At 69.1% G+C, this 12,080-nt stretch carries 12 protein-coding genes; 6 read left to right on the forward strand and 6 right to left on the reverse strand.

Features of this window, described 5'->3' with window-relative positions:
• Nucleotides 1–31 precede the first annotated feature (31 nt).
• Complete coding sequence (locus B0293_RS34465; RefSeq protein WP_005162561.1) at nt 32–3,643, forward strand: serine protease; 3,612 nt, start codon at nt 32–34, stop codon at nt 3,641–3,643.
• Here the strand turns inward: B0293_RS34465 and B0293_RS34470 are convergent.
• Entirely contained in the window at nt 3,640–4,011 is a 372-nt protein-coding gene (locus tag B0293_RS34470) for a CU044_2847 family protein (protein WP_005162563.1), read from the reverse strand. The two genes, B0293_RS34465 and B0293_RS34470, sit on opposite strands and share 4 nt — an antisense overlap.
• 84 nt (nt 4,012–4,095) lie before the next feature.
• Between B0293_RS34470 and B0293_RS34475 the strand changes: the two genes are divergently transcribed.
• A complete protein-coding gene (locus tag B0293_RS34475; RefSeq protein ID WP_005162565.1) occupies nt 4,096–4,890 on the forward strand; it encodes a PIG-L family deacetylase in 795 nt (264 codons plus the stop codon).
• 10 nt (nt 4,891–4,900) lie between these two features.
• On the forward strand, nt 4,901–5,359 hold the full coding sequence (locus tag B0293_RS34480; protein WP_005162568.1) for a YfbM family protein: 459 nt from the start codon (nt 4,901–4,903) through the stop codon (nt 5,357–5,359).
• Nucleotides 5,360–5,514: 155 nt separating this feature from the next.
• Here B0293_RS34480 and B0293_RS34485 read toward each other — a convergent pair whose 3' ends face one another.
• Complete coding sequence (locus B0293_RS34485; RefSeq protein WP_005162570.1) at nt 5,515–5,913, reverse strand: RidA family protein; 399 nt, start codon at nt 5,911–5,913, stop codon at nt 5,515–5,517.
• Nucleotides 5,914–5,975: 62 nt separating this feature from the next.
• On the opposite strand from B0293_RS34485, the gene mtnA reads away from it, so the two are divergent.
• Nucleotides 5,976–6,941 carry an S-methyl-5-thioribose-1-phosphate isomerase gene (mtnA, locus tag B0293_RS34490; protein WP_005162573.1) on the forward strand — a complete coding sequence of 322 codons (966 nt, stop codon included), beginning with the start codon at nt 5,976–5,978 and terminating at the stop codon, nt 6,939–6,941.
• On the opposite strand, the gene B0293_RS34495 is transcribed toward mtnA, so the two are convergent.
• From B0293_RS34495 to B0293_RS34510, 4 genes are read right to left on the reverse strand one after another with little or no spacing between them, the layout of a single operon-like run.
• Complete coding sequence (locus tag B0293_RS34495; RefSeq protein WP_005162575.1) at nt 6,913–7,611, reverse strand: nuclear transport factor 2 family protein; 699 nt, start codon at nt 7,609–7,611, stop codon at nt 6,913–6,915. The two genes, mtnA and B0293_RS34495, sit on opposite strands and share 29 nt — an antisense overlap.
• Before the next feature lie 59 nt (nt 7,612–7,670).
• On the reverse strand, nt 7,671–8,891 hold the full coding sequence (locus B0293_RS34500) for a GNAT family N-acetyltransferase (RefSeq protein WP_005162576.1): 1,221 nt from the start codon (nt 8,889–8,891) through the stop codon (nt 7,671–7,673).
• Between the two features lie 53 nt (nt 8,892–8,944).
• Nucleotides 8,945–9,160 carry a ferredoxin gene (locus B0293_RS34505; RefSeq protein ID WP_005162577.1) on the reverse strand — a complete coding sequence of 72 codons (216 nt, stop codon included), beginning with the start codon at nt 9,158–9,160 and terminating at the stop codon, nt 8,945–8,947.
• Nucleotides 9,161–9,162: 2 nt separating this feature from the next.
• Nucleotides 9,163–10,353 (reverse strand): cytochrome P450, encoded by a 1,191-nt coding sequence (locus tag B0293_RS34510; RefSeq protein ID WP_005162579.1) that lies wholly within the window; start codon nt 10,351–10,353, stop codon nt 9,163–9,165.
• Nucleotides 10,354–10,480: 127 nt separating this feature from the next.
• Between B0293_RS34510 and B0293_RS34515 the strand changes: the two genes are divergently transcribed.
• Together B0293_RS34515 and B0293_RS34520 are read left to right on the forward strand one after the other, a co-directional pair.
• Nucleotides 10,481–11,047: a TetR/AcrR family transcriptional regulator gene (locus tag B0293_RS34515; RefSeq protein ID WP_005162581.1), complete on the forward strand. Its 567-nt coding sequence runs from the start codon at nt 10,481–10,483 to the stop codon at nt 11,045–11,047.
• A gap of 40 nt (nt 11,048–11,087) precedes the next feature.
• A complete protein-coding gene (locus tag B0293_RS34520) occupies nt 11,088–12,005 on the forward strand; it encodes a phosphotransferase family protein (RefSeq protein ID WP_005162584.1) in 918 nt (305 codons plus the stop codon).
• The last annotated feature ends 75 nt before the right edge of the window (nt 12,006–12,080 follow it).

Below are 12,080 nucleotides of genomic sequence, written 5' to 3' on the forward strand. Positions count from 1 at the left end.
TTTGTAACCTCGACAGATCCGAGGGGGGTGCATGTCCGGGCAACGCGCCGCGCTCACCGCCGCCGCGCAGGCTTCGACGGTGCCCTTGACGACGCCGTCGGGTAAAGCCAAGGGCACCGGGTTCCACATCACTTCGACGCTCGTGCTGACGTGCGCGCACGTCGTGCTGGAGGGCGACGGCCCGGCCGAATTCATGGACGGCCCGGACGGCCGCTTTGAAGTGCTGACCGACTGGTTCCTGCCCGGCGGCGCGGGCGGGCTCGATCTCGCGCTCCTGCGAGCCTCGACGCCTACCGCTCCCGCCTATCTGGCCGAGGCCGTCGAACCTGGTGACGAACTGTGGGTTTTCGGCTATCCGGAAGGCAATTACCGGGCCGGTGACTCGGTGACGATCCGGTACGAAGGAACGTCGGAACACGTCGCCGGGCCAGTGCTCCTGAAGGGAGCGCAGGGGCGGATCCGGCCGGGGATGAGCGGCGGCCCGGTGCTGAACTGGCGGACCGGGGCGATCTGCGGCGTCGTCCGGTATCGCGACGGTACGCACGACGACATCGCGCGCTTCGTCCCGATGAGCACGATCTTCCACGCCTATCCGGGCTCGGCCGAAGCGAATCTCGCCGAAGCACCGCCGTGGCTGCGGCTGCTGGACGACGAGCAGATCGCCGCGGCCGGAGTCTGTTTCCCCGGCCCGCTCATGCGCCGGTATCTCACGGCGGCGAGCACGGCCGACGACATCCACCCGTACGCGGCGATGCTCGACGTCCGGGCGCCACTGTCCAAGGTCTACCTCCGTCAGCAGGCGTCACGCGGGGAGGCCGCGGACGAAACGGCCGAGACGACGGAACGTCTGGACGGCACGGATCTCCTGCGCCGGTACGAAGGCGCGCAGGTGCTCGGCGGTCCGGGCGCGGGAAAGTCCAGTCTGGCCAGACATCTCGCCGCTCTCTCGGCCCGGCAATGGCTGAACGGCGCGGGTGGCGGCGGGGTGCCGATCCTGGTCACCGCGGACGCGCTCACCCGGAACGAAAGCCTGGTCGAGATGCTGGCGAACGGCGTCGTGCAGACCATCGACATCGACCTGGACCGGGCGGCGCTGAAGGAGATGTTCGCCAAACCACCGTTCCCGGGCGCCTCCTGGCTCGTCCTGGTGGACGGTGTCGACGAGATCCTTTACCCGTACCTGCGGGAAATCGTGCTGTCGAAGATCACCCGGCATCGCACCGAAGGACGTTACCGGTTCCTGCTGACCACCCGGCCGCTGCCGACCTTCCTGCTGAACAAGGTCGCCGACGGCGATCGCTATCCGACGTTCACCATCGAACCGTTCGGACGCCACGAGTTGAAGGCGTTCGCCGGGAAATGGTTCGAGCAGCTCGGTCTTCCGGATCCCTCGGCCGCCGACGACTTCGACCGGCGGCTCACCCAGGCCGGCATCGGCCATCTCGCGACGATCCCCTTGATCGCCACGATGCTCTGCATCCTCTACGCCGACGCGCCGGAGCAACGGCTGCCCGGAAACCGCGCGGAACTCTACGCGGACTTCGTCGAACTGCTGCTCACCAAACGAAGGATCACCAACGTCCGGGAGATGCTGCGGTCCTGGACCAGCAGGAGCGGCCCGCGGGCGGTGGCCGCGACGGAGGAACTCGTCCAGCGCACTCCCGAACTGCTCAAGCTCATCGCCCACCACCAGCATCAGGCCGCCGTCGACCCGTTCCTCGCCGGGAAGAGTCCGGACGCCGTCGCCGTCGTCACCGGGGTGATCGGCAAACCCGGCGAACTGTCCTCGGCGGAGTGGGCCAGCGTGATCCGCGAAGTGCTGCGCAGCTGCGGGTTGCTCGTCGAGCGGCGCGGGGAATTCCGTTTCCTGCACCAGACCGTCCAGGAATATCTCGCCGCCGCCTATCTCGCCGATCACCACCCGGATCCCCGCAAGCAGGCCGCCCGCCGCCGGCTGGTCCCGAAGCCGTGGCCGCGGCAGGACCTGGAGGTCATGACCTTCCTGGTCGCGCTGTGGGCGAAGAACGGCCGGGATGTCGGCCCCGTGTTGAATCGCCTGCTGAGCCGGAAGAACCGCCGTGAGAACCACCGCTTCATCCTGGAACTGCACCGGCAGGGGGTGCGGCTGCCGGAGCGGACGACGGCCAGGCTGACCGACTTCCTGGTGCACTCGATCCGGGATCACGGGCTGAGCAACGACGAATGGCGCACCGCCGCGGCCTCACTGGTGGAGGTCGACCTCGAACGCGCGATGCGACTCTTCGAGGAGGCGGCCGGGCCCGGGTACAGCTGGCAACGGCGCTACGACTCGGGTGTTCTCCTGCTGGGGCACCGGCCGCACCTCGGGACGCGGGCGCTCGCGACCCTCGCGGAGGATCGGGCCATCGGCGGTGCGGAAAGACTGAACGCGGCCAAGAAACTCCACGAACACGATCCGACGCTGAGCCTGGCCGCGCTGGAGAGCATCGCCAGGTCGGTCATGCCCGACAACCTCAGGGTCGAAGCCGCCCGCCTGGTCCTCGAACACGATCCCCGGAACGGTCTGAGACTGCTGCGCGAGATCGCCTACAGCGCGCGAGCAGAGGCCCCGACCCGGCTGAGCGCCGCCCTGGAGCTGGGGCGGCACGACTCGGGCGAGGCGCTGCTCATGCTGAGCGGTCTGCGGGAGTTCGACGGCGACCGCCGCTTCGAAGCCGCCCTCGAAGCGGCACGGTGGGCACCGGAGAGCACGAGAGCGGTGCTGATCGAGATCTCCGAAAGTCCGAAGGTCGAGACTTCCGCCCGTTTCCGGGCCGCGGACCACCTCGCCCGGCAAGGGGACGAAGCCGGGTTCAGCGGCTTCGAAGCCATCGCCAGGACCGAATCGGCGGACACCGCGACCCGGGTCCGGGCCGCCGCCCGCGCCGCGGAGATCGATCACGTCGCGGGTACCGCGCTCCACCTCGACCTGATCGCCGACGAGACGATGGACGACGACCGGATCACCGTGGGGCTCGCGGCCGGTCTCGTGGACCCGGCGGCGGCCGCGAGCGCCCTGGCACGGCTGGTCGGGGGCGCGGATGGGCTCGTGGAGAGCTTCGGGTTTCGCATCGAGAGCGACAGCGCGGACTTTTGGGCGCGGGCGGGACTCGCCGCCGCGAAGCTCGACCGGGAAACCGGCGTCAAGGCGTTGAAGGAACTCGCCCTGGACACGGAGTACTCCGCGAGTACGCGGGCGGAAGCGGCGGCGGCCGTGGCCGAGGTGGACTACGACGCCGGTGTCGCCTTGTTGGAGGAACTGGCCGGTGACTATTTTGAAGACGCCGAGATGCGAATCGAAAGCGCCGCCGCGCTCTACGACGTCGATTTCGACCACGGCCGGAATGCCGCTCGCGCCCTCATGCGATCCAGCTCGCTCGGTCCTGGCCGGGTGGTGACCCTGGGGTCGAAGATCGGCAGGAACGACAAGGAACTGGGTCTGGAGATCCTGCGTGGCGTCGCGCTCTCCAGCGCTCACGGCCCGACGTGGCGGCTCGACGCGGCGAACGCCGCGATCTCTCTCGATCGCACATACGGTGGGGAGATCTCGTCACAGGTCAGAGCGGACCACGCGGTCCGCGAATACCTCGAAAGCGAGGAACGCTCCCGGAAATGGCCGCGTTAGGCGGGTTCCTTGCCGTCCGGCTCCGTCTCCCCCGGCTTCCATTCCATGGTGACCTTGACCGTGGCCTTGGCGGTGCCCTTGACGAGGATCGCCGTGAGCTTGCCGCTCTCGACCCCGAGTTCGCAGCCGAACTCCACGGCCACCTTGTCCGGTTTGACCTTCCCGAGCCCGCTCATCACCGCGCCGGTCACCGACTTGGTCACCGAGCCCAGCGCGGCGGTGAACTCGCCGAACGCGAGCATCCGGGAGGCGACCTCCTCGTCCTCCTGACCGCCCACCACCGCGGCTTCGACGAGGATCGGCCCGTCGTCGGAGTCCACCCGCAAGTACACCGACCGTCCGGGGAGCACGGGCTCGTCGATCGTCAAAGGTCCTCCGCTCGCAGAGTTTCGTACCCGGCCATCCTGGCACGTCATCGGAATATGTCGGTACCTCGCGATAGTTTCCCCACCATGGCCACATTGGTGAGTTTTCACGCCCACCCCGACGACGAGTGCATCGTCGCGGGCGGCGTCATGCGCAAGGCTTTCGAGGAAGGCCACCGTGTCGTGCTCGTCGTCGCGACCAGGGGCGAGGTCGGCGAGGTCCCGGACGGGTTCCTCGACGAAGGAGAGGAGTTGTGGCAGCGCCGCGTGCAGGAGACGCACGCCTCCGCCGAGGTCCTGGGGGCCAAACGCGTGGAGTTCCTGGGGTACACCGACTCCGGCATGATGGGCGAGCCCCGCAACGACGTGCCCGGCACGTTCTGGCAGGCAGACGTCGAGGAGGCCGCCCAGCGGCTGGCCGAGATCCTGCGCGAGGAGCAGGCCGACGTCCTGACCGTCTACGACGACAACGGCGGCTACGGGCACCCGGACCACATCCAGGTGCACCGCGTCGGCATGCGCGCGGCGGAGCTGGCGGGCACGCCTCGGGTCTACGAGGCGACGAGCAACAGTGACGAGATGCGCCGCGGCATGGAGGAGGCGGTGCGGACCGGGCAGATGAAGGCCGAGGACCTCCCCGACTTCGAAGACGGAACCGAATTCGGCAAGCCGGAGGCGATCCTGACGGCGAGGGTCGACGTCGCCGCGTACCTGCCGCACAAGCGGGCGGCGATGCGCGCGCACGCCAGCCAGATCAGCGAGGACTCGTTCTTCCTCGCGATGCCCGACGAGGGTTTCGCGCAGGCGTTCGGCGTCGAGTGGTTCATCCGCGCGGGCCAAGGGCCGGGCATCACCGAGACCGATCTGATGGCGGGGCTCTGACCGAATGGGCATGTGCGGCGCGTACCTGCGCGTCACCTCCGGTGACCTGCGCGAGCTGATCGAGGAACCCGATCGGTACTGGGAGTACGCGGAGAAAGCCGACGGCACCGAGCGCGCGGTGGATGTCGACAAGGCCTGGAACGCGCTCTGGTACCTGATCGGGCGGGCCGGGTTCGAGGTCGACTTCGTGCTGGGCGGAACACTGCTGGGGGAAGCCGACAGTGACGGGCCGCCGCGGTACTTCAGCGCGGACGAGGTGCGGACGATCTCGGCGGAGCTGTCGCGGACCGGGTTCGACAAGCTCTCGGAGGGCGTCGAGCTCTCGGATCTCGAGGCCGAGGGGATCTACCCGTCGATCTGGGACGAGCCCGAGGCGCTGGACTACGTGCGCGAGTACTACGACGTGCTCGTGCCGTTCTTCGCCGATGCCGCGAAGGCCGGGGATCAGGTCGTCACGATCATCACCTGACGTCGCCGGTGGTCGTGAGTGGCGATTCGTGTTCCAGCGAGGTGCTCTGTCGGGTGCCAAGTCCGTGAAGCGTTGCGAAAGCCACTTTCGCAACCTTCAACGTTGCGAAAGTGGCTTTCGCAACGCCCGAGGTCGGCATGCGGGGACGGTCCGGGTCAGGCCGTGGCGGCGGTGACGTCGAGTTCGACGAGCTGCCCGGGGTAGCCGAGCTGCGCGACGCCGAGCAGGGTGCTCGCGGTCGTGAAGGCCTCCCCGATCTCCGACGCGACGAACCGGTCCCACACGGCGGAGAGCACCTCGGCGTCCGGCGTCACCACGTAGATCACGGTGCGCACGACGTCGGCCGGGGTCGCCTCGGCGAAGGCGAGCGCGGCGGCCGTGTTCGCGACGACCTGGTCGACCTGCGCGAGCACGTCGCCTTCGACGACCTTGCCGTCTTCGGCGAGCGGGCACTGGCCGGCGAGGTGGATGTCCCGCCGTCCTTCGACGATGGTCACGTGGTGGTAGGTGGGCGTGGGGTGCAGACCGGGCGGATGGTGGCGTTGAATGGTCACGGTCCGCATCCTCATCGAACCGGTCGCGGCCGGCCAACTGGATTTCCGGGGGAACCTTCGCCATGCGCAGGACGATCGACTGGACCGGCGACGCTGTCACGATCATCGACCAGACCGTGCTGCCCGCCGAGTACCGCGTGCTCGAACTGCGCACGGTCGGCGATCTCGTCGGCGCCATCCAGCGGCTGGCGGTCCGCGGCGCACCGGCGCTCGGCGCGGCGGGCGCGCTCGGCGTGGTGCTCGCGACCCGCGCGAAAGGGGACGTCGAGGCCGAGGCGCGGCGTGTCGCCGAGGCCCGCCCGACGGCGGTCAACCTGAGCTGGGGCGTCTCCCGCGCGCTCGCGAAACTCCCGGAGGGTCCGGACGCCGTCCTCGCCGAAGCGCTGGCGATCCTCGACGAGGACGAGCGGATCAACCACGAGGCGTCGCGGCTGGCGGCCGAAGTGGTGCTCGCGCACTGCGGGCGGCGGCCGTTGCGGCTGCTCAGCCACTGCAACGCCGGCCATCTCGCGACGGTCGCCTGGGGCAGCGCGCTCGGCGTCGTCTGGCATCTGCAGACCTATGGCCTGGTCGAGTCCGTGCTGGTCGACGAGACCAGGCCGCTGCTGCAGGGCGCCCGGCTGACCGCCTGGGAACTGGCCGAAGCCGGTGTCCCGTACCGGATCCAGCCCGACGGCGCGGCCGCCGCCGCGATGAGCCGCGGCCTGGTCGACTGCGTGCTCGTCGGCGCCGACCGGATCGCCGCCAACGGCGACGTCGCCAACAAGATCGGCACTTACGGCTTGGCGATCGCGGCCAAGCACCACGGGATCCCGTTCGTGGTCGTCGCCCCTTCGTCCACTGTGGACACCGCGATGCCGGACGGCGCCGGGATCGTGATCGAGGAACGCGATCCCGACGAGGTCCTGAGCTTCGGCGGAACGCTTGTCGCGCCCGAAGGCGCGGAGGTGTTCAACCCCGCCTTCGACGTGACTCCGCACGAGCTGATCACCGCGGTGGTCACCGAGAAGGGGGTGCTGCGCCCGTGAGCAGTTCGGTGAACAAGGCGCCCATCTCCGTGTCGTCGTAGCTCAGCGGGAGCGTGTCGAAGTAGCAGCGGACCAGGCCGGGCGCGGTGCTCACGATGATCCCGAAGTCGATCGTCCGGCCTTTCGCCCGCACGGTCCCCCGATACTCCTGGAACTTCGTGCGCGACCCCGCCGCCGCCTGGTCGGGCGCCAGCCGGACTTCGGTCACCGCGCCCGGCAACCTGCCCGGGTAGGCGAGGTGGCGGAACCACTCCGTCCGATCGTGATAGCGGCGCCCCTGGGTCACTTCGCCGTCCTTGAGCACCACGCGGTAGACGGCCGGGTAGCGGACCATGCCGCCGTTGATCACGGCTTCGTTGGCCGCTTCGTAGAAGACGACGTCCCCGTTCACCACGATCTTCACCGGGTTGAACCGGAACGTCGGGAAGGCACCTAGCAGCGTCCGCAGGTTGTTCTCGATGTTCGCCCTGCCCTCGATCGGCGCGGCGCTGCCCGATTCGGCCAGTGTCCCGTCGGCGGCGAAAATGGTTCCGTACAGCCGAACCCGGGCTTCCCGCGCTTCGGGGGTGTCCGAGCGCATCGCCCCGAATTCGGTCTGTTTCGCGATGAAGGCCGCGGCGGACGGCGACACCGCGCCTTCGACCAGGTCACCCAGCTTGATTTCTCGCACTCGTCCACCATGGCAAGGCGAGCCGTGCGAAGTCGATTACCCGCGAGGTAATGCCGGGGCTAGAAGGATTCCAGGCAGGAAGGCTCGCGGTCGGTGGCGAACGCCGCCGTCGCCCGCGAAACCGCCCCCGCGGTCCGCTCCTTGATCCGGCCCGCCGCGGAGAGGGTGCTCGGCCTGGTCCCGCCGAGGAAGATCGCGCCGAGGTCGATCACGTCCAGTTCGAGATCCGGCGCGTCCTCCACCTTCGTCACCTCCGCGTTCCCGGCGGCGTCGGTGGCGAGCCGCCAGTTCCCGGTGTTCCACGGGCAGAAGGTGTCGCGCACGCCGAACACCAGATCCAGCGGAGCGTTGTAGCGGCGGGTGACCAGCGCGCGGTCGACGTCGACGAGCCGCACCCACAGCGAGTCCCCGGCGGACCGGCTCATCTTGCGGGGGTCGTCGAGGAGGTGGATGAGCGGTTCGTCGAGGGCGGCGTTCAGCTCGATCGTGGTGGTCAGATCGTAGTCGAGCAGGTAGCGGTAAAGGGTCGCGTACGCCTCCGGCGTCGTCGCGGCCAGTTCGATCACCCGCAGGGTCCCGCACGGCCCTTGTTCGTTCCAAGCGCTCTTCACGCGGAACATCGCGTAGGCGTCCGGCAACACGGCGAACTTCAGCGCGGTGAACTCCCGGCGCCGGTATTCCGGGTCGTCGAGGACGAACTCCCACGCCGTGTCCGGCCGGTCGAGCGCGCCGACCCGCTGGGGCGCCTCTTTCTCGTAGATCGCCCTGATCAGTGGGATCGCCTGGTCCAGCCCGACTTCTCGCACCCGCTCGGAGCCTGGTTCGACGCCGGGCCGGAACCCGGCCTTCGCTTGAATCGTCGCGCGGTAGAACTGCGCTCCGAGGCCGTAGCCGAACCGGGGATAGATGACCGATTCCGAGGCCCACAACGCGGCGATCGGTTCGCGGGACTCCTCGTGCAGGCCGTGCAACTGCGCCCGCATGATCCGGGTGAGCGCTCCCCGCCTGCGGTGCCCCGGTGCGACACCGACCGAGGTCACGGCGGCGAGCGGCGTCTGCCCGCCGCCCGGCACGGTGATCTTGCGGGTGAGCACGCCCCCGGTGCCGATGAGTTCGCCGCCGTCGAAGACGCCGTGCCAGCGTTCGGGCTCGAACACCAGCTCCTCGCGGCGCTTCAGCGCGTCCGTAGGGTCGAGATTGAACGCGCGCGCGAGCATGTCCGCGAATGTGGGCAGGTCGTCGGTGGTCAGGGTCCGGATGGCCAGGCTGTCATCGCTCACCCAGCCGTCCTACGCCGTTTCACCGACGACCGCCACGCATTAACGAGCGAACTTCAGGGCCGCGGCCCGATCACCGCGCCGTTTTCCGTCACCTCGATGGCCATGGCGGGGCAGGAATCCGCCGCGTCCAGCACCATCTCGTCCGGATTCACCTCGCCCTCGACCACCGTCGCCGTCACGCCTTCCAGTTCGAAGACCTCCGGCATCAGCGCGGCGCACATCCCCGAGCCGATGCACGTACCGCCATCGACCTCGACTTTCCAGCTCATGCTCACCATCCGATCGGCATGGAGCGGGGACCCCGCACCAGCATCTGCGTCTTCCACACGATATCGCCGCCGAGGCGCAATCCGGGAAGGTCTCGCAGCAACGCCCGCAACGCCTCCTGCAGTTCGAGCCTGGCCAGCGGAGCCCCGAGACAGTGGTGCACACCGTGCCCGAAACCGAGGTGAGGGTTGGATTCCCGGCCGAATTCGAGGGTTTCCGCCGAGGTGAACTGGAGCGCGTCCCGGTTGGCGGCACCGATCGCGACCATCACCGGCTCGCCCTCCTTCACCAGCACGTCACCCACCTGGACGTCTTCGGTGGCGTAGCGGGCGAACCCGGCTCCGGCACCCAAAGGAATGAAGCGCAGCAGTTCCTCGACCGCGGCCGGGATCAGGTCCAGGTCCGCGCGCAGGCGGGCGAGCTGCTCCGGCTGTTCGAGCAGCGCGTAGACGAAGTTGGGGATCTGGCTGGCGGTGGTCTCGTGCCCGGCGACCAGGATGCCGATGCACATGTCGACCAGTTCCAGCTCGCTCAGCTTGTCGTGGACGTCGCGCGCTTCGATCAGCGCGGTCATCAGGTCGTCCTGGGGTTCGGCACGGTGCTGCTCGACGAGCACGTGCATGTACGCCCGCAGCTCGTCCTGGTTGGCCATCATCTCTTCGGTGGTCAGCGGGCTGGTCGACAGCGCGGCGTCGCTCCACACGCGGAACTTCGGCCGGTCCTCGACGGGGACGCCGAGCAGTTCGCAGATGACCGCGACCGGGATCGGCAGCGCGTAGTCCTCGACCAGGTCGGCGGGCTGTCCCTTGGCCTTCATGTCCTCGATCAGGCCCGTCGCCAGCTCGGCGACCCTCGGCCGCAGCGTTTCGACGCGGCGCATGGTGAACGCCTTCGCGACCAGCGTGCGCAGCCGGGTGTGATCGGGCGGGTCCATGCTCAGGATCCCGCCGGGCCGCCTGCCCGGCGCCATCCGCGGCTCGTCCTTGTCCACGGCCATCGCGCGGGAGAACCGGCGGTCGCCCAGCACGAGGCGCGCGTCGGCGTACCGCACGGCGAGCCAGGCCGGTTCACCGTGCGGGAGACGGACGCGGAGCATGCCCTTGGTGTCGCGGGCGGTGGCGTAGGCCGCGTCGAGTTCGAGACCCGCTTCCTGATTGAAGGGGTAGGCGACGAATTCGGTGTCTGTGGTGGTCATTTGTCCGGAAACCCCCCGGCTCGGCGGTTTGTAAGCAACTGCTTACAACGCTAACCATGATCACGGTGAGCGTCAATGCGCCTACCGTGCGACGCCCCGTTAACCTGTGCGGACCCGGGGAGGCGCGATGACGGAAGAACCGCAGGTCCGCAGGCGTGACGCGGCCGCGACCAAGGCGGCCTTGCTCGACGCGGCGGCGGCGCTGTTCGCCGAGCGCGGCTTCGACCGGACGACGGTGCGGGACATCGCGAAGCTCGCCGGAGCCAACCAGGCGCTGCTGTTCCGCTACTTCGGTTCCAAGGACGCGCTGTTCGAGGAGGTCCTGGCGCGCGGCGGCCGCGAGCAGATCGCCACCACACCGCCGGGTGAACTGCTCGGGACGGCGTTGCGCAGCATGCTGGAGTCCGACAAGGGCCGCGACCGCTCGCTGGACGCCTACCTGCGTTCCACGGGGCACGACAGCGCGGCGAGCGCGGTCCGCCGTCAGCTCGGCGAGGAGTACGCGAAGGTACTCGCCACGCTGACCGACGCCGACGACGCGGATCTGCGGGCCGACCTCATCCTGGCCTGGCTGCTCGGCATCGGCCTGGTCCGCGAGATCACCGGCAAGGAACCGCTGGCCAGCGCGGATCCCGACGACGTCTGCCGCCTCGTGCTCGGCGCGGCGCGGACGTTGCTGGAGCACAGCGGGTAATTGCGTCGCCGTCCCCCGCCCGGTGTTCTACGGTCGGTTCGTGATCTCGTTCCCGCCCGCCGGCACCGAAGCCGAGTTCGACGCGCTGACCAGGCAAGACCTGCTCCCTGCGGTGACGTCGCTGACCGGGTCGCTCGGCCTCGGCGAAGTCGTCCCGTTCACCGAGGGCTCGCTGCCGGTGTACGCCGTCGGCGACGATCTGGTGCTCAAGCTGTTCCCGCCGGTACACCTCGACGAACTCCCCACCGAGCGGACGATGCTCGAAGTCCTGCACGGGAAGCTGCCGATCCCGGCCCCCGCCCTGCGCGACGTCGGTGAGCGGGACGGCTGGGGCTACGTGCTCATGGAGCGCCTGCGCGGTGAAACGCTGAAGGACGCCTGGCCGAAACTGTCCACAGAGGACCGGAACCGGCTCGCTCCCGAACTCGGCGAGGCGCTGGCCGCTCTGCATTCGCTGCGAGACCCGCGCCTGGACGTCCTCGATCCGCCGGACTGGGCCGCGTTCGTCGCCGAGCAGCGCGCGAACGTCGTCGAGCATCACCGGCGGACCGGGCTCGACGAAGGCTGGATCGAGCGGATCCCGGCGTTCCTCGACTCCGTCGAGCTGGGCAGCCCGCCCGCCGTCCCGTTGCACACCGAGTTCATGCGCGACCACGTCATGGTCACCCACGACGGCGAACGGGGGTACTACGCCACCGGGCTCTTCGACTTCGAACCGGCGATGCGCGGCGCGGCCGAGTACGACTTCGTCGCCGTCGGCCTGTTCGTTTCCGGCGGGGACAAGGACTTCCTGCGGCGGCTGCTCGCCGGGTACGGCGCCGAGCCGGACGAGGAGTTCTCCCGGCGTTGCCTGGCGTACGCGTTCTTGCACGTCTACAGCAATTTCACTTGGTACCTCAAGGTTCTTCCGGCGCCGGAAGAACCGACACCGGAAGCCCTCGCCCGCGCTTGGTGGTGAAACGCCTAGTGAGTGGTAAGGGTTAAGGCTGCGCTGGGTCGGGGTGGTCGTGAGTGGTAAGTGTCGTTAGAACGA

This window comes from Amycolatopsis azurea DSM 43854, assembly GCF_001995215.1.
Lineage (GTDB): Bacteria > Actinomycetota > Actinomycetes > Mycobacteriales > Pseudonocardiaceae > Amycolatopsis > Amycolatopsis azurea.

Excerpts from the sequence above, each read along its gene's own strand:
- mtnA (WP_005162573.1), top strand. The coding sequence starts at position 5,976 with ATGCGCAGGACGATCGACTGGACCGGCGACGCTGTCACGATCATCGAC.
- B0293_RS34480 (WP_005162568.1), top strand. The coding sequence starts at position 4,901 with ATGTGCGGCGCGTACCTGCGCGTCACCTCCGGTGACCTGCGCGAGCTG.
- B0293_RS34475 (WP_005162565.1), top strand. The coding sequence starts at position 4,096 with ATGGCCACATTGGTGAGTTTTCACGCCCACCCCGACGACGAGTGCATC.
- B0293_RS34510 (WP_005162579.1), bottom strand. The coding sequence starts at position 10,353 with ATGACCACCACAGACACCGAATTCGTCGCCTACCCCTTCAATCAGGAA.
- B0293_RS34465 (WP_005162561.1), top strand. The coding sequence starts at position 32 with ATGTCCGGGCAACGCGCCGCGCTCACCGCCGCCGCGCAGGCTTCGACG.
- B0293_RS34515 (WP_005162581.1), top strand. The coding sequence starts at position 10,481 with ATGACGGAAGAACCGCAGGTCCGCAGGCGTGACGCGGCCGCGACCAAG.
- B0293_RS34505 (WP_005162577.1), bottom strand. The coding sequence starts at position 9,160 with ATGAGCTGGAAAGTCGAGGTCGATGGCGGTACGTGCATCGGCTCGGGG.